Source organism: Aquimarina aquimarini (assembly GCF_900299535.1).
GTDB lineage: Bacteria > Bacteroidota > Bacteroidia > Flavobacteriales > Flavobacteriaceae > Aquimarina > Aquimarina aquimarini.
On sequence record NZ_OMKE01000035.1, the window covers coordinates 18,881 to 39,997 of the forward strand.

Below are 21,117 nucleotides of genomic sequence, written 5' to 3' on the forward strand. Positions count from 1 at the left end.
GTTATAAATAATTCCTATACTATTGTTCAACCGATAATTTCACGAATATTACCTTTACTTAAGGCATTTGAAATAATCAAAAGGTTCTAAGCAATCATTACATTGAAATAGGGCTTTACATGCTGTAGAGCCAAATTGACTTATCATCTTTGTATTAGTCGAACCACATTGAGGACATTTCACTATTTTTTTTCCTCCTAATAATGCTTCTTTATCTGCCTCTTCATCTAATGGTGCTGCGATACCATATTTTTCTAGCGCTTTTCTACCTCTTGGGGTAATCCAATCTGTAGTCCATGCTGGCGATAAGACCAGTGATACCTTGGCTTCGATATTTTCTTTTGCAAAGGCATTAATAATATCTTCTCCAAGCACATCCATTGCTGGGCAACCACTATAGGTTGGTGTTATTGTAACTTGTACTACATTTTCTAATATTCTGGCAGAACGAACGACTCCCATATCCATAATAGATAATACTGGAATTTCTGGATCATGAACCTCTTCTAAAATAGGAATCAGTGCTGGATCAATATGTCGCTCTAGTTCTATTGTCATAATTCATATCGAATATCGAACATTTAATACCTAAGACTGAAGTTTATCTCTTCATCATTAAATATTCTAAATTCAGTATTCTGCATTTTTTACCATTTCATATTAGGATAGGTACGTTGCATATATTGTAAGTCTGCTAGCAAATACCCCATATGCTCACTATGAATCCCTTGTTTTCCTCCTTTTTGAAACCATTTGGTCTCTGGTACAACAAGTGAAGCTTCTTCTAACACTTCTTTGATTCTATTATTATATTTTTCTTTCAAAGTAGCAGTATCTACTCCTACTCCATTTTCTAACGCTATAGCATCATCTTCTGTCATATGAAACAACTCATCTGTATATTGCCATAAATCATCTACAGCCTCCTGTATTTTATTATGACTCTCTGCTGTTCCGTCACCTAATCTCTTTATCCAATCAGACGAAAACCGCTGATGGTAGCTTACTTCTTTTATTCCTTTTTTTGCTATTGCTGATAATGTTTCATCTTTACTATTTTGTAGTTCTTCTAATAATAGCAAATGAAACACATCATAAAAGAATTGTCTTGTTATTATATATCCAAAATGTTTATTTGGTTGTTCTACTAAGAGTACATTCCTATACTGTTTTTCTAGTCTTAAAAAAGCAACATCATCTTCTGTTTTTTCTTCACCAGATAGTTGTGCGGCATACTGATAATAACTTCGGGTTTGCCCTAATAAATCCAATGCCATATTGGTCATTGCAATATCAACTTCTAGAATAGGTCCATGACCACATAATTCTGACAATCGCTGACCAAGAATTAAAGCGTTATCAGCAATTCCATAGATATATTGTATTATATTTTCGTTTTTCATCATACTGCCCGTAAAACGGATATATTATATAAATAGTTTTATTTTTTAAATAGCAACCCCGTATTCTTAGGATGTTATAATACTTGTACTAACAAGAACTACATGTGTTTTACCTCATCAGGCAACGAATAAAACGTTGGGTGCCTATATATTTTATCTTGAGCGGGTTCGAATAATTCTCCGCTATTTTCAGGATTTGTTGCTGTAATATTCTTTGATTCTACTACCCAAATACTTACTCCTTCGTTTCTACGTGTATACACATCTCTTGCATTTTCTAGCGCCATCTCTGCATCAGCAGCATGTACGCTTCCAAAATGACGATGTTCTAATCCGTTTTTACTTCTTACAAACACTTCCCAAAGTGGCCAATTATTTTTCATAATTATGAATTTTGAATTCTGAATTCAGAATTATTATATTGCTTTTTTTAGCTTTTTATCTTCTTGTTTTTTGGCGTAGGCCATTGCTGCATCGCGTACCCACTCTCCTTCTTCCCAGGCATCAACTCTGGCAGACAAACGTTGTTTATTACAAGGGCCATGACCTTTTACTACTTGCCAGAATTCATCCCAATCAATTTCTCCAAAATCATAACGCTTGGTTTCTTCATTCCATTTTAGGTCTGGATCTGGAATTGTTAATCCTATCAAGTCTGCTTGTGGCACAGTTTGATCAATAAACTGTTGTCGTAATTCATCATTGGTTTTACGTTTCAGTTTCCATTTCATAGACTGAGCTGTGTGTACAGATTCTGCATCTGTTGGCCCTAACATCATCAATGATGGCCACCACCATCTATTTAATGCATCTTGTGCCATTTCTTTTTGTTCTGGAGTACCATTTGCCAATGATATCATAATCTCATACCCTTGACGCTGGTGAAAACTTTCTTCTTTACATACACGTATCATGGCCCTGGCATATGGTCCATAAGAGGTACTACATAGTGGCACTTGATTTATTATAGCAGCACCATCTACTAACCATCCTATTGCTCCCATATCTGCCCAAGTCAATGTAGGGTAGTTGAAAATACTAGAATATTTTGCTTTTCCTGTATGCAATTGCTCATACAGTTCTTCTCTGGATATCCCTAATGTCTCACAAGCACTATAGAGGTATAACCCATGCCCTGCTTCATCCTGAACTTTGGCTAACAATGCTACTTTACGTCTTAGGGATGGAGCACGAGTAATCCAGTTTCCTTCTGGTAGCATTCCTATAATCTCGGAATGTGCATGTTGAGAGATTTGCCTGATATGCGTTTTGCGATATTTTTCAGGCATCCAATCTTTAGGTTCGATCTTTTCATCCCGAGCAATTCTTTGCTCAAAGATTTCTTCCAAATTTTTTATTTCTTTTTCACTCATCACCTTTGATTTTTTATTATGAAAAGGGTTTCGGCATCTACCGAAATAACAAAGATTTCTTATACATCAAAATCTACTACCACTTTTTCTGTGGTTGGCACTGCCTGACAGGATAGTACTAATCCTTTGGCTACTTCATCTTCTTCTAAGGCGTAGTTTATTTTCATTTCTACGCTACCTTCTACTACTTTACATTTGCAAGTACTACACACTCCTCCTTTACAGGCAAAGGGTAGATCTGCCCCAGAAGCCAATGCTCCATCTAATATATTATCACAATCATCTTCCATAACGAAATGAAATTCTTTTCCTCCATCGATGATTGTAACTTCTGTTCCATCAAACTTATGATCTACAACTTCTGCTGCTTTTTTCTTGTCTTCTTCACTCAATCCTGAGAAGAACAATTCATAATGAATCTTATCTATAGACAATCCTGCTTCTACCAATTCATCTCTTATCAGAAATATCATTTCTTCTGGTCCGCAGATAAAACATTCATCTACTCCTGATACATCGATTACCTTACTGGTAAGCTCTTGCATCTTCTCTGTAGTAAATCGCCCATTGAGTAATGGAATATCTCTTTGCTCTTTTGTTAGAAAGTAAAAAATTTCCAGCCTACCAAAGTATATATTCTTCAGTGCCTCAATCTCTTCCTTAAAGATAATTGATTTAACGTTTCGATTCAAGTAAAAGAGCTTGAAAGTACTATTGGGCTCCGATGCTAAATGAGTTTTTAGTATTGATAAAATAGGAGTAATCCCACTTCCTGCCGCAAAAACAATATAATTTTTAGCTTTTGAAGGATCTACATCTACATAAAAATTCCCCATAGGAGGCATTGCCTCTAACACATCTCCTACTTTAAGGTCATTATTAGCATAAGTAGAAAACACTCCTTGAGTGATCTGCTTGACAGCTACTTGCCATTTGTTTTCTACAGGACTCGAACATAGAGAGTACGATCGCCTTACCTCGTTACCATCTATATCTGCTTTTAGCGTAAGATACTGCCCTTGCTTATATAAGAATGTATCTTTTAACTCCTCTGGCACATCAAAGGTAATAGATGCGCAATCGTTGGTTTCTTTTTTAAGTTCAGAAACTCGTATGGGATAAAAATCTGTCATACTCTAATTTAACTATATCGTTATAGTTAAACAAAACTAACGATTGTTAGTTTGATAGACAAATAATCGCCTTATTCATATTGATTCTAAATAATATAGCATGTTAAATTAAATCACCCCTTTAAGCAACACAGAGATCATATCTTTTTTCAAAATATTTGCATCTATATTCTGTTGTTTAGGATACCATAAATACAGGGTTCTTAAAGTAGACAAAGTAGAAAACACCATAATTTCAATATTATATGATTTTATTTCTCCGTTAGCAACTCCTTTTCTTACAATTTCCCTAAAGTTATCTTCATATTCAAGACGCATCTTCTCAAAATACTGCAAATTCTCTTCTTCCAGATGCATCCAATCACTATTTAGTGAAGCCAAACCGTCTGCATTACGTAAAGTAACATCTATATGTAAATCTATAATATTCTCTAACTTCTGTACAGTTGTATGATCTGAAACCACAATTTTATCCATCCCAGTAATGAACTCTTCTGCTAACTCTATTATAATGGTGGATAATATCTCTTGTTTTGACTGAATATGATTATACAAGCTTGCTGCTTTTATCCCCATGGTTTTTGCCAAATCTCTCATAGTTACTGCACTATACCCTTTTTCTTTAAAAAGAACAGATGCTGCATTTATAATTTCTTGCTTTCTACTTTCGGATTTCATTGATATAGGCTTCTATGTTTTGCTATCAAAAATAAATTTAAATCTCATAAAATACCATTTCTTACATAAAATAACTCAATAAAACCACTTACTCCCTTCTTTACTACTAATTATAGTCATCTTATAGAGGTTTCTTTATTTTTAATATAACAATCCCACAAAAGAATTTGTATCATTTTACATTCTTAAATTCAAATTATCATTAATTTGCATACCATCACTTAATCTCTTATTTACACACAAAAAACAAACTCATGAAATACTTAATTTTCTTCTTAGTTTTCACAATATCTTCTACCAATACCTGTAATAACAAAAACAACAAATCTACTACTGCCTCTGAGAAAAAAGAGCAACATCAATCACAAGAAAAAAAGTTCTTTATCATTTCTCTTTACGGAAAAGATATCTCTGACAAGAAATTACATATTGCTTTTAACGAAGAAGACAACCGTTCTTTTGGGTTTTCAGGGTGCAATACGTTTTCATGCAAATACACCATAAAAGACAAAGAAATCTCTTTTGGGTTTCCTATGAGCACAAAAATATATTGCGAAAAAGAAGCTGCTTTAGAAGATGAATTCTTTAAGGCATTTGGTGCCATCAAAACAATAAATTTAGAACAAGATTCTTTATTCCTGAAAGACAGCACCAATACAACTATAGTATCTGGTATATATGCTAAGGATTAGCGCTCTAAAGCTCATTTATAATTATTTTTTTTGTAAAAGAAGTTCCATCTGATGTGTTTTCTACATACACAAAATACATTCCAGATCTCACACCACTCATATCAATTTGTTCTTTTTCTCTAGATGTCATTCCTGAGTTTACCACTCTTCCTGCAATATCATATACAAAATATTTCAAATCCTCTCTTACGGGATTGGTTATATTCACCTTTGCTTCGGTTGTATTAAAATAAAGAGACACTACTTTATCTTCTGGTGGTACTGGCGGATTACCTCCTGACTCTTCTACAGAAAGCATCTCCAATGTACTTCGTCTGGTATTAGTAGGATCTAACCAATCAACAAGCCTTGTTGCATCTGTACTCCCAAAATCCCAAGAAATACTAAATCTACCATAAAAATCTGATTGATTATTATCTACCGTTCCTGAGCAAGCTGCTCCTCCACCAGCTAACTGTCCTATAATTCTACCATTAGGATCAAACAGTGCCGAACCAGAAGATCCTTTTTCTGTTACTCCAATGTCCCAATCATTTACTATCCATACTCCTAGAGGATCTGGGAAATCAGGAGGAAAACTCTCTTTTACTTTATTCAGTTGTTGATTTTCTCTACACACCTTCATAATATCTCCATTAGGGTGATGAATTCCTACAGAATAAGAAGGAGACACATCAGTTCTATCCCATCCTGCCCACTCCAGATCCCAAGATTCATCAAGTCCCCCTTGCAAGCTTAACAACTTAAAATCAGACTCAGGATTAGACGCTACTCGTCGTGCCCCACTTGTTGTCTGATTCACTGTAGCATCAGGACTATTTAATTCTGTAGCACAAGAAGGATCTGGACTGATCCAATTAAAACGAAATGCCCAAGTTGCTTCATTTCCTGCATTACAATGATTTGCTGTCAAAAAATAAGGCGCTTTGTCATTACTCGTATTATTAATTAGAGTTCCTGTACAAACAGAACCATTCATTATAACAAAGCCCACTGCATGTTTCAACCGCTCCTTTAATCCATCAAAATCGTCTCCCACAGGGCAATCTACATCTTGATTACAATCACCAGAATCTCCTAAGCTTTTTTGACTGATACGTTTATCTGCTATCAATCGATATCCGTGTATTACCTTACCAATATTCAACTTTCCTTTTCCAGCAACAGATGCGGGCTCAAAATATTCGACCCAAACATTCTCTCCTTGCACTATCCAAGTACCCAACATTTGATCTGGTCTATTAAATATATTAGTATATGCTCCTAAAACATCTGATTTATCATTATTATACACATAAATAGTAGCTCCTCTAGGTATTTTATAAGTATCAAAAATAAAATTTAAGCTTTTTGCTCCTCTAGATATAATATTAATTCGCCATATCCTATCTCCATTTGGCAACTCATCCCATACTCCAGAATTTCCTAATCCCAAATTAACATTGAATTCATATCCAAATCTCCACGGGATCGATTTATCTTCATCATTTTTTGCGTCTTCAGCCTTAATTTTATTCAAATCAAACCCCTTCATAAGTACTGGGGTAATACTTTTTTTACTTTGAATACTAAAACTCATTGGCAATCCTTCATTTGTTACCTGAGCGCTAAGTCCCATCACACAAATCATACTTAACAACAATAACTTACATCTCACAATCAATTCTTTTTTAGTGACAAACAAATTTAACTATTTAAAAATACTCTAATATCAAAATAAAACTATTATTTTCCCCATTAAATTGTCTTGACAAAAAAAATATTTTTCTCACATGTCTCTAAACATTGCATCAAATCCACTAATTGATAAACTACCTCCTCATTTAAAACAGTTTATTAAGCCTCAAAATTATGAGGAATATACTCCAGTGGATCATGCTGTATGGAGGTATGTGATGCGCAAAAACATCACTTCGTTGAGCAAAGTTGCTCATGATTCTTATTTAAATGGTTTGAAAAAAACAGGAATTTCTGTAAATGATATTCCAAGTATGTACGGCATGAACAGAATCCTTAAAGAGATTGGTTGGGCTGCTGTGGCTGTAGATGGTTTTATTCCTCCTAATGCTTTTATGGAGTTTCAAGCATATAACATTCTTGTTATCGCGTCAGACATTAGGCAACTCGAAAATATAGAATATACTCCTGCTCCCGATATCATTCACGAAGCCGCAGGGCATGCTCCAATTATCGCTAATCCAGATTATGCAGAATACTTACGTCGTTTTGGAAAAATTGGATGCAAAGCTATTTCTTCTAAAAGAGATTATGACATGTATGAGGCTGTACGCAGTCTTTCTATCCTAAAAGAAGCATATGATAGTAACCCTAAAGATATTGAAGAAGCTGAGCAACGTATCTTGACTTTACAAAACCAAAAAGAAGATCCTTCTGAAATGGCTTTGATACGCAACTTACACTGGTGGACTGTTGAATACGGTCTAATCGGATCGGTTGAAAATCCTAAAATATACGGAGCTGGCTTACTCTCTTCTATCGGAGAGAGCGAATGGTGTATGACAGACCACGTACAAAAACTCCCTTACTCTCCCAAGGCTGCTTTTCAAGATTTTGATATTACCAAACCTCAACCTCAATTATTTGTAACTCCAGATTTTGCATATCTATGTCAAGTACTTGAAGAGTTTGCTGATACTATGGCCCTAAGAAAAGGAGGGCATCGCGGTCTTGCTAAACTCATAGAGTCTGAGAATTTAGGTACTATAGAATTGAGCACAGGATTACAAATATCAGGGGTATTTACCAGAATGATAAAAAATGAAGATAATGAAGTTATTTATTTTGAAACGAAGGGGCCAACTGCACTATCATTTAGAGAAAAAGAGCTTATAGGGCATGGAATAGAGGCTCACCCTGACGGAATGAGATCTCCTCTTGGAAAATTAAAAGGAATTAATCTTGCTATAGAAAACATGTCTCCCAGAGACCTAAAAGCTTATAATTTTTATGATGGAGAATATATCGAATTTGAATTTGAAAGCGGGATCACCATTGCAGGAACTAATATTACGGGTATCAGAAACATCAAGGGAGAACTTATCTTGATTCAATTTAGTGAGTGTACAATCATGTATAATGATGAATATCTTTTTAAACCAGAATGGGGAACTTTTGATCTTGCTGTAGGAAAAGAAATTGTTTCGGCTTTTTCTGGCCCAGCAGATGACCTTTCTTTTAACCTTGTTACCCACAATCCTTCTTCTACAACTGCAAAACGCACGTATTCTGATAAGGAAGAGGAATTACATTCTTTATATCAATCTGTAAAAAACATTAGAGAGGGCAAAAACACTATGTTTTCTCTTGAAGCAGTCTTTGATATCCTTAAAAAAGATCACTCATCAGATTGGTTATTACCTCTGGAAATCTATGAACTCACTTATAACAGGGATAAAAATTTCACTATACAAATCGCGCAACATCTTGAAGAAATACAATCTAAAAAACCTAAAATCAAGCACCTTATTAATAGTGGACTGGAAATTACACATAAAAATTCTTAGATAGTAAAAAGGTTTTCATCCCTTTTATAGTTTCTCAAAAACAGTTAATCCCCCTATGAAATAAGGGATTTTAACCTCTTTTCTTACACCACTCCTTCTTTTACATTTATTACTTAATCTTAAAGTTAGTAAAGATGAGTAATAAAAAAGAACAATTACAACAACTAAAACGGCATGTCAGTAGGCTAAAAAAAGCAGAAAAGAAAGAACCTCTTTCTCAAAAAGAATGGAGTGATTTATTTATCAACACAACCAAAGCTGGGGCTGCAAAAGTTACCAACGAGGTAAAAAAAGATATTTCTCTTTTTGCAAAAAAACAAAAAGCAAGTGTTTATCAACCTCGTAACACTAAGAAGGTCCCCAAATGGGTATATATGCTTATCGAAAGTGGCAAATCAGAAGAAGAGGTGTTTTCTTATGTTTTGAAACGAGTTCAGCGATCTCCAAACCGATATTCTTTAGAACTGCTTCAAGAAATCGTGAATGATACCAGTAGAAAAGGAAATTCTCCAGAGTTTGTCAAAAAAATGATACCTCAGGAATTAGTCAACAGTTTTATCAAACTCACAAATCCTAAAAAATAAACAGTCATGTCATTATCATTTATAACTTCGATACACGATTTTAATAATCAGGGAGGAACAGCACAGGTGCTAGGACTGAGCAAAAGTGCCCGATATAATAAAAGAAGAGCTACTGATTTATCTAATGCCAACTTATTGAATGACATCAGCTCTGCAAGGGTTTATAATTCATCTACTGTTGATGCTACAATGATCTTATTTAAACCTCCATTTTCTTTTTTACCATCATATCCTGATTTTCAAGGTGATTTTTTACAAATAACCAATAAAGAAGGTTCCAGTTCTGACTTTGATGTTGATCAACTTTCTGCCTATAATTTTAACAACAAAACTCAAAGTATCCTTCTTGTAGGGCCTAATAAAGATGGCTTTGAATTTAGATTAAGCTTTAGGGATTTATTTTTTGAAAAATGGAAAACTACACTTGATAGTGCTCTAAGTGGCTCTAGGGCCAGTAGAAAAGGCAACCCTACACTTACCTGGGAAATGTGGCCTCTGAATATCAGCCACCTGAATTCTGACAGAATGTACCTAAAGATTCATCAAAAACTCAATATAAACATTCCGTTTTGGCCTGACTACGATGCTAGTCTTACATATCATATATATCTGTACCTAAATGGTTCTGGCAGAATACGAGGGCATGTGGCTCGTTGGGCGTACTGGGTAGAAAGTGGTGTCAAATCGGGTAGTATTGCCGATCAGCTTGAACCTAAGGTTATTGAAGGAATGAATACCTTGAATGACAAACTCAATGAGGAGTTAGCTCCTTATGCTTCTATCACCTTCAAAGATCTTTATTACCTGCCTGGTGACCAAACTTCAAGCATCAATACTGGTATCATGCAAGGCTCTACTACTGATGATGTTACTATCGTCTTGAATCTTTAATGTTATACCATTTACACTTTGAATTTACCTCAATAAAACTCAAAGTGTAAATGGTATTATATCTGGATGCTAGAATATCCTATTGGTTATAGCTATTTAGATGAAAACCGAAAGCACTTCACATAGCACACAGATACCAATTCTAATGTAATAACACCTACTTAAAATATCTTTTTTTTGGCCTATACTTCAAAACTCCATAAACGGATACTCTTGTTGAAGCACGTGTTTTTTTTGTTCTACCTTTTTTAAAAATTGTTGGTATTGCTCACTTTGTGGATTAAAAGGTCTATGCGCCATTCCTTTTTTAACCTCTTCTACTCTTTTCATTATCATAGAAGTATTTTCTGAAACCCAGGTTTTCATAAAGTATTCCCATATATATTGTACTGCCAATGTACTGGGATGAATCATATCTGTATCATAAAAACGGTAATCTCTCAGCTCATCCATCATAATTTCATAAGAAGGAAAATAGCCTGTATTTTTATTTTTATCAATTACTTGATGCACAGCTGTGATTAGGTGAGATTTACTTCTATTGTTTTCTACAAACCCATCTTTGCTATGACGTACTGGTGAGACTGTAAATATAATTTCTGCTGTTGGATTAAGTCCTCTAATCAAATGAGCACTATTCTGCAAGCATTGCGTTATCTCATCAACAGATAAGAGTTCTTTATCAAATTCTCTTTGCGGAATTTTATGACAATTCGCCACCACCATATCCAATGCTTTAAGACGATATACCCATGCTGTACCCAGCGTAATAACAATATGAGAAGCTGATTGTATCTGGCTCTGGGTAAACAACAAAGCATCATTAAGATCAGAAAGTAACTGATCTTGATTTGCATTGCTTAATGAGGAATGTGCATCAAAACAATGCCATTGCTCATTTGCATAAAACAAATCCGTTTTGGTATATTGCTCCCCTTGGGTAGCCATCCACAAAAATGTTTCTATTGCCTTAGGATGAAACAATATACCAAATGGATTGATGGTATTTCTAAACTTAAAATACTCAAACCGATCTCCAATATTCTCTGCAAAACACGAACCTATCAGTATAAGCTCTGATTTATAATCAATTTTTGGTTGCCGAGATTGTATTGGTATATTGGTTTGCAGATTCATATATCTTGCTACCCTATCTCTTTAATTCACAAAGAGTGGGAGTTTATTTTATGGTTTATTTCAAATACTGTCTTGCATTATCTAGTGCCTCTTGTACCCCTGCTGGATTTTTACCTCCTGCAGTAGCAAAAAATGGTTGTCCGCCGCCGCCGCCTTGAATATATTTACCTAATTCACGAACGACCTGACCTGCATTTAATTGCTTTTCTTCTACCAGGTTTTTAGATATATAACACGACAATAATGCTTTTCCGTTTTGATCTGAGCCAAACAACATAACTACATTTTCAAGCTCTCCACCGATTTCAAATGACAAATCTTTGATTCCTGCCGCATCCAAATCTATCTTTTTTGCCAAAAAGTTAATTCCGTTTACTTCTTCAAATTCTTTTTTCAGGCCTCCCTTTAAGTTTTTAGCTTTATCTTTAAGTAATGCTTCAATTTGCTTTTTTAACACTACATTCTCTTCTTGTAACCCCTTTATCGTTTTTACAGGATCTTTAGGGTTTTTCAACACATCTTTTATCTCATAAAAGGTTCTGTTATTCTCAAAATAAAATTCTTTTGTAGCATCCCCAGTAATTGCTTCTATACGTCTGATTCCTGATGCAATTGCTCCTTCAGATTTAATTTTAAAATGCCAAATATCACCTGTGTTTTGCACATGAGTACCCCCACACAATTCTATTGATTCCCCAAATCTAACGGTACGTACTGTATCGCCATATTTCTCACCAAATAGTGCCATTGCTCCTTGCTCTTGAGCTACTTCTATCGATACACCTCGTTGTTCTACAAATGGCAACTTACCTTCTATACGAGAATTCACAAAACTCTCTACGTCTCTTAGTTCTTCTACTGTCAATTTATTATAATGACTAAAATCAAATCGCAAATATTTAGAATGCACTGCAGATCCTTTTTGCTCTACATGTGTTCCCAGTATTGTTCGCAATGCCTGATGCAACAAATGCGTTGCTGTATGATTACATGCTGTTCTAAAACGCTGTCTCTCATCAACTGCCGCTTTAAAAGTTCCTGTAACATCTTTTGGTAATTCTTTTGTAATATGAAGTAGTAAGTTATTTTCTTTCTTGGTATCTACTACATACACTACTTCTCCATTGGAAGCTTCTAGGTATCCCTTATCTCCTACTTGCCCTCCTCCTTCTGCATAAAAAGGAGTAAGATTAAAGACTATTTGATACTGTACTCCTTCTTTTTTGGTTTCTACCTTTCTATAGCGAACAATCTTAACTCTAGATTCTAAACTATCATATCCTACAAACTCTGTCTCTTTATCATCATCTAAAACAACCCAATCTCCAGTAGCTATAGATGTAGCAGCACGCCCTCCTTCTTTTTGTTTTTGCATTTCTACATCAAAAGCTTCTTCTTCATAGGTTAACCCTTTTTCAAAAAGGATCAGTCCTGTCAAATCTTTTGGAAAACCGTAGGTGTCATATAGTTTAAAAACTTTCTTACCAGAAACAACTTTTCCTGTAGTTTCTGCTATGATAGAGTCCAGCAATACTAGCCCTTGATCCAATGTTCTTAAAAATGAATACTCTTCTTCTTTAATCACATTTTGGATGAGTTGTTTTTGATCCTTAAGCTCAGGAAATGCATCTCCCATTTTTTTGACTAGCACACTTACCAATCTATAAATAAAAGGCTCTTTGGTATCAAGAAATGTAAATCCGTATCTGATTGCTCTTCTCAAAATTCTACGAATCACATATCCTGCTCCTGTATTACTAGGCAATTGCCCATCTGCAATAGAAAAAGATACAGCCCTAACATGATCTGCAATTACTCTAATTGCCACACTCACTTTTCCATCTTCGTCTGATGGCAAACTGTTCTTATCGTATTTAGACTTAGTAATTGTCTCTATCTCTCTAATTAATGGTGTAAAAACATCTGTATCATAATTTGATTTTTCGCCTTGCAATACCATACATAATCGCTCAAATCCCATTCCTGTATCTACATGTTGTGCAGGTAGTTTTTCTAGAGATCCGTTTGCTTTACGATTATATTGCATAAAAACTAGGTTCCATATCTCTACAACATGTGGGTGATCTGCATTCACAAGATCACGCCCAGGAGTCTTAGCTTTTTCTTCATCAGAACGTATATCCACATGAATCTCAGAACAAGGTCCGCAAGGGCCTTGATCTCCCATCTCCCAAAAATTATCTTTTTTATTACCCATGATGATACGGTCTTCTGGCACAATTGCAGACCAAAGATCATATGCTTCTTGATCCATACCCAACTCATCATCTTTTGAGCCTTCAAAAACAGAAACATACAATATATCTTTATCAACACCATATACTTCTGTCAATAACTCCCATGCCCACTGGATTGCTTCTTTTTTAAAATAATTACCAAAACTCCAGTTACCTAGCATTTCAAACATCGTATGATGATAGGTATCCATCCCTACTTCTTCTAGATCATTATGTTTACCACTTACTCGCAAACATTTTTGAGTATCGGTAATCCGATTGTTTTTTGGAACACCATTGCCCAAAAAATATTCCTTGAACTGGTTCATCCCAGCATTAGTAAACATCAATGTAGGATCATCTTTGATAACCATCGGTGCAGAAGATACTATATCGTGCTTTTTGGATTTAAAAAATTCTAAAAATTGATTTCTAATTTCTTGGGATTTCATGGATTCTATATATTATATTTTTTCAAACAAAACTGCTAACAACACAACATTCATTTATTTATTATGTTATAACACATGGTTTTAATTCGATATTTGTCAGTTTTTTCTTGACTTTGTAACAATTTGTTATATTTGTTGCGATGTCTTGGTTCTTATTCAGAACCTCTTATTGGTTGATATCCTGCAAAAATAGCATATTTTAGATTATGTCAAAGGTTAAATATTACTATGATAGTGACACTCTTTCTTATCGAAGAATAGAGCAAAAAAAAGGTCGTAAATTTGGTATCGCAGCATTGGGAGTTGTTGGTTCTTTTTTGGCTGGATTTGTCTTACTACTCATTTACTTAAACATACCCCAATTAGAGACTCCAAAAGAAAAAACGTACCGTAGAGAGCTAGAAAACATGCAACTACAATACGATTTGATGAATCAACGATTGAAGCGTAATGAAAATATATTGGAAGAAATTGCTGATCGTGACAATAACATTTATCGCCTGTATTTTGGAGCAAATCCTATTCCAGATGAATTACGTAATGCAGGATTTGGAGGTGTAAATAGATACAAAAGTCTTGAAGGTTTTAATAATTCTGAAATTATTATAGAGAGTAGTAAGCGAATTGATAAGCTAACAAAACAGATTGTTGTACAATCAAAATCTCTTGATGAAATTGCTTCTCTAGCAGAAAAAAAAGAAGAATTATTAGCTACGATCCCAGCTATACAACCTATAAAAAATTCTGATTTAAAACGAATGGCTTCTGGGTACGGATGGAGGAGTGATCCATTTACCAAGGCAAGAAAATTTCATCACGGTATGGATTTTTCTGCCAATACAGGAACGCCTGTATATGCCTCTGGTAATGGTGTTGTGACTCGTGCCGATGCCAACTCATCTGGATATGGAAATCATGTGCGTATTGACCATGGTTTTAACTATGTAAGCCTCTATGCACACCTGAGTAGGTATAATGTAGAAAAAGGACAAAAGGTAAAACGAGGTGATGTAATCGGCTACGTTGGAAGCACCGGAAGGTCTGTTGCCCCTCACCTACATTATGAAATTTTTAAAGACGGTGAACGTATCAATCCTCGTAATTTCTACTATGGAAGTTTAACTCCAAAAGAATTTGCAGAAATGATTAAAGCCTCTAATCTTATTAACGAAACTTTAGATTAACTATCAATGCGTAAACTTCTTCTTCTTGTATTTATTTTTGGATTCTGTTCATCAATACAAGCTCAAAAATATTCAAAAGAAGTGTTAGACTCGATGTATGTCATCGCTCAAAACACCCAATTAGCATTAGCTAAACCAAAATATATTAAAGTCATGGCCGTTGGTGATATCATGATGGGAACAGATTTTCCCAATGATAGTTACTTACCTCCAAAAGGCAAAGGCCCTTTTGATAATGTAAATTCTATATTAACACAAGCGGATATCCTTTTTGGTAATCTTGAAGGTACACTTACCGATGAAGGAGAAAATGCAAAAAGGTGTTCTGACCCATCCAAGTGTTACTCTTTTAGGTCTCCTGAGTATTTTGGAAAATACCTTGAAGAAACTGGCTTTGATGTGATGAGTATTGCCAACAATCATATTGGTGATTTTGGAACTATAGGTATTAAAAACACCTCCAAAACACTTGAAAAACACAATATCGCTTATGCTGGAGTGTTTGCTCAGCCTTCTACAATTTTTGAGAAAAATGGAATTACGTATGGATTTTGTGCTTTTGCCCCAAACAAGGATTGCATAAAAATTCATAACTTAACCAATGCAAAAAAAATTGTAGCAGAACTTAAACAAAAAGTTGACATTGTAATTGTTTCTTTTCATGGAGGCGCTGAAGGTTTAAAACATACTCATGTTCCCAGAAAAACAGAACGTTTTTATGGTGAGGATAGAGGAAATGTATATCGCTTTGCTCATACTATGATCGATGCTGGTGCAGATATTATATTAGGGCATGGCCCTCATGTATCTAGAGCTTTTGAAATATATAATAATAAATTTATAGCCTACAGTCTTGGTAATTTTTGCACCTATTCTAGATTTAGCTTAGGTGGAATTAAAGGATATGCTCCTATTGCAGAAATTGAGATTGACACTGATGGAAATTTCATCAAAGGAAAACTTCATTCTGCAAAACAGATAGATGAAATATATCCTTTTATAGATGAAAAAAAAGGAGCCTTAAAGGCTATCAAATTACTAACGGAAGAAGATTTTCCTGAAAGTAAACTTATTTTTGAAGACGACGGAAGTTTTGCACAGCAAAAAGAGTAATTATGTATGTAAACTTACCCAAAAAAATGTATTATGGCATTGGCGAAGTAGCTGAAGCTTTTGATGTAAACACTTCTTTAATTCGCTTTTGGGAAAAAGAATTCGACATCATAAAACCCAAAAAAAATGCCAAGGGTAATAGAAAGTTTACTCCAGAAGACATCAAAAATCTAGAATTAATTTATCATCTGGTAAAAGAACGTGGTTTTACGCTAGAAGGTGCCAAAATTCACCTCAAAGAACAAAAAAGAGAAGCCCTAGATAGTTTTGATATTATAAGAAAACTAGAATCTATCAAAGGACAACTCCTTAAAATTAAGGAGCAGTTATAACATTACATAATATATTTGAATTATGAAAAAAGGACTTTTTGCGGGATTAGGATGTCTCGGAATAACACTAATTGGCTTACTAGCAATTGTCTTAATTGGTGGATTTATAGCTTATGGTTTCAACAACAAAGCTGTTGTAATGCAAGAAGATGCAAAAACTGCTTGGTCTAATGTAGAAAGTGCCTACCAAAGACGTAGCGACCTTATAGGAAACCTAGTTAAAACTGTGCAGGGAGCGGCAGATTTTGAACGCACCACACTAAAAGAAGTAATAGAGGCTAGGGCAAAAGCCACTTCAGTCACTATTGACCCATCTAATATTACACCAGATCAAATTGCTCAATTTCAAAAAGCACAAGGTGGATTAACCTCTGCCTTATCAAAATTATTGGTTACTGTAGAACGCTACCCTGACCTGAAATCAAATCAAAACTTTCTAAACCTACAAACACAATTAGAAGGTACAGAAAATAGAGTCAATGTAGAACGTAACCGATACAATGAACAAGTTGGTGTTTACAATAAACATATTAAAATTTTCCCAAATTCTTTTTTTGCAGGAATGTTAGGTTTTGATGAAATGGTCAGATTTGAGGCTGATGAAGGAACAGAAAAAGCACCTGATGTTGATTTTAATTTTAAATAATGTCTAAAGTAGAAGATTTTCTTACTGCAGCACAGGAACAACAAATAGTTGCTGCCATACGACGTGCAGAAAAAACAACTTCTGGAGAAATTAGGGTTCATCTAGAAAAACAAAGTGAATCTAATGTTCTAGAAAGAGCTTCAGAAGTTTTCCACTGGTTAAAGATGGATAACACTGCTCAACGCAATGGGGTCTTGATTTATGTAGCTGTCGAGGATCGTAAATTTGCTATCATAGGAGATCAAGGAATTAACGAAATAGTTAAAGACGATTTCTGGAACGACACCAAAAACACGATTCAGCAACAATTCAAAAAAGGAAATTTCACACAAGGGTTAATCGACGGCATTCTCCTTGCTGGTGAACAATTACAAAAATATTTTCCTTGGGATCATACTGATATTAACGAAATCCCAGATGAAATCTCAAAAGGATAAATGAAAAGCACACTACAAAAAATAACATATACATTTCTTCTATTAGGGATTTTTGCTACATCTTTACATAGTGCTTATTGCCAAAGAGAAATTCCTTCTAAGCCAAAATTACAATCGGCAGTCTATGATGAGGCTACTTTGCTTTCTGCTTCTCAAGCAAAACAGCTTGAAGAAAAATTAATCAGATACGCTGATACAACCTCTACTCAAATAGTAATAGCAACCATACAGTCACTACAAGGTGAAGATATAGCGTTGTATGCAACAGAATGGGCACACCAATGGGGAATCGGGCAAGGCAAAGAAGATAATGGGGTTTTTATTCTAGTAGCCAAGAATGATAGAAAAATATGGATTGCTACTGGCTATGGGGTAGAAGAAAAACTTACAGACTTCACATCAAAAACCATTATTGATCAAATCATAACACCCGAGTTTAAGAAAGGTAATTTCTACAAAGGTTTTGACAGAGGGACTACAGCTATTTTTGAAGTGCTAAATGGTACATTTAAAGGAACTCGAAAAGAAAAAAAAGACACTCCGATTATAGAGTTTATTATACTCTTAATTTTCTTTATCATCATTATCAAAGCTTTTTCCAAAAATAACCGTGGTAATAACGGAAAAGGAAATGGCGGCAACCGATCAAGAGGTAGTAGCCTTCTAGATATAATTATCCTTAGCAATATGGGTAGAGGTGGTTTTGGCGGTGGTGGATTTGGTGGCGGTAGCTCTAGTGGTGGATTTGGCGGCGGATTTGGTGGCGGCGGATTTGGCGGTGGTGGTGCTGGTGGCAGTTGGTAACACACCTTTTAAAATAAATTTTCTTTATTTTTCACTATTATGATACAACAAAAAATACTACCTGTTCTAGTCATACTACTGCAAATCATTAGTTTTTTATGGTATCTATACCCAACAAACACTAAAAACACAGTACATGTTCCTGTAGCTTTTATAGAATTTATACTATTTGGAGTTTTTAACCTAATTGTAATTGGTCTGTATCTTATTCTGTTTTTGTTTCAAAAACAAAAAACACTACTACAGAAAATTCCTTTTATACTATTTGGGTTATCTATTATTTTAGCTCTTTATAACATGCAATAGGGATAGTTTTTCACTACCGAATCAAAGAGAAACTTCCTGTTATTCTTTTTGTTCTACTCTCTAAAACATATTCTATACTGTACCAATACTCTGTAGAAGGCATATTTTTATTTAAATACACACCATTCCATATTGGTCTTCTGGGGTCTAGTTGTTTTAGTAATTTCCCAAAACGATTAAATACATAGACTCTTGAATCTACTCTTAGAACTCTTTTTGGATCTTTTATCTCCCACTGATCATGAAAACCATCTCCATTTGGCGTAAAGTATTCTGGGATAACCAATCCTGTTTCCTGATTAGCATCGGGATTTACTACTACACTCGCAACACATCCGCTAGGCGTCTTCACATAAACCACATGAGGCTCTATAGCTACATTTACAAAACGCCCCGTATTTTGGTAAGGCCCCTGAACAGTATCTATTGCATATTCATAATCACTATCTCCATTTACCACAGTAACTACAATATCATTTCCTACAAATTCTGCTTGAACATCTAGGTCTACAGAATCTGGTCCAAAATTAATCGTTTCAGAAAGCACTGATGTTTCTCCCTCAACAGTAATAGTAGCTTCAATAACATAATCTCCTTCTGTTGTAAAAGAATAACGATCCTCTATCTCAGAGGATGTATAAAAGACATCGTCTGATGCATTTGTTATTTCCCAATTTACACTAGCTACATCTTGGGATATTCTAAAAACAGTTTCACTATCTAAACATGCCTGCTCTATCTCTATTACTGGCACGTCTATACAACATCCTCCTACATCAGAAAAGGTATTAATTCTCAAAGACGCATCCCCCACATTGGGTTGATCAAAAATAGCTTGATTAGAAAAATGTTGTTTTACGGTTCTCAATAAAGCTAACCAATCATATCTAAAACTTATGGTATTTGATGTAGACGAGGGGGCTTTTCCTTTTAGAAGATCAAAAGCTTCTCTTAGCGTATTCATAACTTCTTGCCGAGTCCCTTGATTATCTACCTCAAAATGTTGTAGCACCCCACCATGTCCTTGCTGACTTATAGTGCCTCCTTCTCCCAAAAAAAATCGTTCGATCACAGACCATTCAATCTGGTAATCCCACAGAGCAATAGATACATCTGTATTGGCTGCTACAGATCGATTTACTACCGCTTCAATAACCTCTGTAATATGTCTTCTGTAAAAACTATTTCCCTCTGGCAATAAATCTCTTGCGTTTGCATTTGTAACAGTTGCTTGATACGTATCTTTATTCATGGTATCTGCCACAGGATTTGCAGAAAACATCCCTAGATTATAGGTTACTGCCATAGCGCCTAATCCATAATATGGATCTGCTGGCATGTCTATAACCTTATGCCAACATAAGTCCTTTGCATAGCTATACCAATTATATATTGCAAAAAAATTAGTGATCGATAACATATACGCCCCAACCACTCCAGATTCATTAAGCAATGTAGGGTCAGCCCCTATATAATGATTCATAAATTGGGTTGGATCAATTCCTGATGTGTTGATATCTAACGCATTTTCTAGCTGTGTTTGATACTCTGGATAAAAAGAGGGGTAAGAAATTGCTCTATCCAATCCTGTAAACAATTCTACTTCGAATGGGCCATAGGCTCCTTCTGCATTGGTATTAAAAGGAGGTCCAGCATGTGGGGTGCCACTAAAAGTTTCTTTGGCTCCAAAGCCAATCATCCATTGCATGTCTACATTCATATATTCCTGTCCCATAGCCAATGTCATCCAATATAACGCATTGGTATTGTTTGCAATAATCTGAGTATCGGTTTGATTTACTCGTATTGGCAATCCATCATAAGGAAACAATATTTGCGTTTCTCCTAGCCAGGTATCTAAAAAACCTGCCGAATACCTTCCTCCTTTTCCTCCTAACTCGTCTATATACCTATAATTGGCATTATAAAACTCAGGAGTATTTATCAAATTAGAAAGTGCTGTTATCGTAATAGGTTGTTCGTCTTCAGGTTTTTGTGAATCTTTACATGCTTCTAGTTGAGAAAATGTAAGCGCATGCACAAATAGGGTGATCAGAAAAAAAATAGATTTCATTATAGTTATGTAGCGTCTGTGTTGAGTCATTCTTAAACGAAAAACCAGTGTAGATAGTATAGCCACTGTCTACGGTTTTTGTTTACTGTGTTTTTGTTTTTTTGTAAGAAACCTATG

The 21,117-nt window shown here is 35.0% G+C and carries 21 protein-coding genes; 11 read left to right on the forward strand and 10 right to left on the reverse strand.

The genetic code is table 11. The features are described 5' to 3' along the window. Nucleotides 1-54: 54 nt before the first annotated feature. From paaD to DG508_RS14455, 6 genes are all read right to left on the reverse strand, one after another. Nucleotides 55-558 carry a 1,2-phenylacetyl-CoA epoxidase subunit PaaD gene (gene paaD / locus DG508_RS14430; protein ID WP_108868823.1) on the reverse strand — a complete coding sequence of 168 codons (504 nt, stop codon included), beginning with the start codon at nt 556-558 and terminating at the stop codon, nt 55-57. 89 nt (nt 559-647) lie between these two features. Continuing rightward, entirely contained in the window at nt 648-1,403 is a 756-nt protein-coding gene (gene paaC, locus DG508_RS14435; RefSeq protein WP_103863478.1) for a 1,2-phenylacetyl-CoA epoxidase subunit PaaC, read from the reverse strand. 98 nt (nt 1,404-1,501) lie between these two features. Further along, the gene (gene paaB / locus DG508_RS14440; protein WP_103863477.1) at nt 1,502-1,786 is read right to left on the reverse strand and encodes a 1,2-phenylacetyl-CoA epoxidase subunit PaaB; all 285 of its coding nucleotides are present in this window, start codon (nt 1,784-1,786) and stop codon (nt 1,502-1,504) included. A gap of 33 nt (nt 1,787-1,819) precedes the next feature. Next, nucleotides 1,820-2,776 carry a 1,2-phenylacetyl-CoA epoxidase subunit PaaA gene (paaA, locus tag DG508_RS14445; protein WP_108868824.1) on the reverse strand — a complete coding sequence of 319 codons (957 nt, stop codon included), beginning with the start codon at nt 2,774-2,776 and terminating at the stop codon, nt 1,820-1,822. 59 nt (nt 2,777-2,835) lie between these two features. Continuing rightward, a complete protein-coding gene (gene paaE, locus DG508_RS14450) occupies nt 2,836-3,909 on the reverse strand; it encodes a 1,2-phenylacetyl-CoA epoxidase subunit PaaE (RefSeq protein WP_108868825.1) in 1,074 nt (357 codons plus the stop codon). 108 nt (nt 3,910-4,017) lie between these two features. Beyond that, a complete protein-coding gene (locus DG508_RS14455) occupies nt 4,018-4,587 on the reverse strand; it encodes a TetR/AcrR family transcriptional regulator (RefSeq protein WP_108868826.1) in 570 nt (189 codons plus the stop codon). 254 nt (nt 4,588-4,841) lie between these two features. Here DG508_RS14455 and DG508_RS14460 point away from each other — a divergent pair, with 254 nt between their 5' ends. Continuing rightward, nucleotides 4,842-5,279 carry an META domain-containing protein gene (locus tag DG508_RS14460; RefSeq protein ID WP_108868827.1) on the forward strand — a complete coding sequence of 146 codons (438 nt, stop codon included), beginning with the start codon at nt 4,842-4,844 and terminating at the stop codon, nt 5,277-5,279. 4 nt (nt 5,280-5,283) lie between these two features. Here DG508_RS14460 and DG508_RS14465 read toward each other — a convergent pair whose 3' ends face one another. Then, entirely contained in the window at nt 5,284-6,936 is a 1,653-nt protein-coding gene (locus DG508_RS14465) for a T9SS type A sorting domain-containing protein (RefSeq protein WP_159090847.1), read from the reverse strand. Nucleotides 6,937-7,051: 115 nt separating this feature from the next. On the opposite strand from DG508_RS14465, the gene DG508_RS14470 reads away from it, so the two are divergent. The 3 genes from DG508_RS14470 (at nt 7,052) to DG508_RS14480 (ending at nt 10,278) form a co-directional block, all read left to right on the forward strand. Next, entirely contained in the window at nt 7,052-8,803 is a 1,752-nt protein-coding gene (locus DG508_RS14470) for an aromatic amino acid hydroxylase (protein ID WP_108868829.1), read from the forward strand. Between the two features lie 134 nt (nt 8,804-8,937). Beyond that, the gene (locus DG508_RS14475; RefSeq protein WP_108868830.1) at nt 8,938-9,387 is read left to right on the forward strand and encodes a hypothetical protein; all 450 of its coding nucleotides are present in this window, start codon (nt 8,938-8,940) and stop codon (nt 9,385-9,387) included. A 6-nt stretch (nt 9,388-9,393) separates the two neighbouring features. After that, nucleotides 9,394-10,278 (forward strand): hypothetical protein, encoded by an 885-nt coding sequence (locus DG508_RS14480; protein WP_108868831.1) that lies wholly within the window; start codon nt 9,394-9,396, stop codon nt 10,276-10,278. Between the two features lie 189 nt (nt 10,279-10,467). Here DG508_RS14480 and DG508_RS14485 read toward each other — a convergent pair whose 3' ends face one another. Then, complete coding sequence (locus DG508_RS14485; protein ID WP_108868832.1) at nt 10,468-11,415, reverse strand: GSCFA domain-containing protein; 948 nt, start codon at nt 11,413-11,415, stop codon at nt 10,468-10,470. Between the two features lie 55 nt (nt 11,416-11,470). Next, entirely contained in the window at nt 11,471-14,104 is a 2,634-nt protein-coding gene (gene alaS, locus DG508_RS14490) for an alanine--tRNA ligase (RefSeq protein ID WP_108868833.1), read from the reverse strand. Nucleotides 14,105-14,310: 206 nt separating this feature from the next. On the opposite strand from alaS, the gene DG508_RS14495 reads away from it, so the two are divergent. From DG508_RS14495 to DG508_RS14525, 7 genes are read left to right on the forward strand one after another with little or no spacing between them, the layout of a single operon-like run. After that, a complete protein-coding gene (locus DG508_RS14495; RefSeq protein ID WP_108868834.1) occupies nt 14,311-15,288 on the forward strand; it encodes a M23 family metallopeptidase in 978 nt (325 codons plus the stop codon). 6 nt (nt 15,289-15,294) lie between these two features. Continuing rightward, nucleotides 15,295-16,401 (forward strand): CapA family protein, encoded by a 1,107-nt coding sequence (locus tag DG508_RS14500; RefSeq protein ID WP_108868835.1) that lies wholly within the window; start codon nt 15,295-15,297, stop codon nt 16,399-16,401. Between the two features lie 2 nt (nt 16,402-16,403). Further along, entirely contained in the window at nt 16,404-16,733 is a 330-nt protein-coding gene (locus tag DG508_RS14505) for a MerR family transcriptional regulator (RefSeq protein ID WP_108868836.1), read from the forward strand. A gap of 22 nt (nt 16,734-16,755) precedes the next feature. After that, complete coding sequence (locus tag DG508_RS14510) at nt 16,756-17,379, forward strand: LemA family protein (protein WP_108868837.1); 624 nt, start codon at nt 16,756-16,758, stop codon at nt 17,377-17,379. Next, nucleotides 17,379-17,816, forward strand: coding sequence for a TPM domain-containing protein (locus DG508_RS14515; protein WP_108868838.1), 438 nt, complete (start codon nt 17,379-17,381; stop codon nt 17,814-17,816). The genes DG508_RS14510 and DG508_RS14515 overlap by 1 nt, the downstream gene beginning before the upstream one ends. Then, entirely contained in the window at nt 17,817-18,620 is an 804-nt protein-coding gene (locus DG508_RS14520; protein ID WP_108868839.1) for a TPM domain-containing protein, read from the forward strand. A gap of 39 nt (nt 18,621-18,659) precedes the next feature. Further along, a complete protein-coding gene (locus DG508_RS14525; protein WP_108868840.1) occupies nt 18,660-18,926 on the forward strand; it encodes a hypothetical protein in 267 nt (88 codons plus the stop codon). 13 nt (nt 18,927-18,939) lie between these two features. Here the strand turns inward: DG508_RS14525 and DG508_RS14530 are convergent, their stop codons facing one another. Then, entirely contained in the window at nt 18,940-21,000 is a 2,061-nt protein-coding gene (locus DG508_RS14530) for a T9SS type B sorting domain-containing protein (RefSeq protein WP_159090848.1), read from the reverse strand. Between the last annotated feature and the right edge of the window lie 117 nt (nt 21,001-21,117).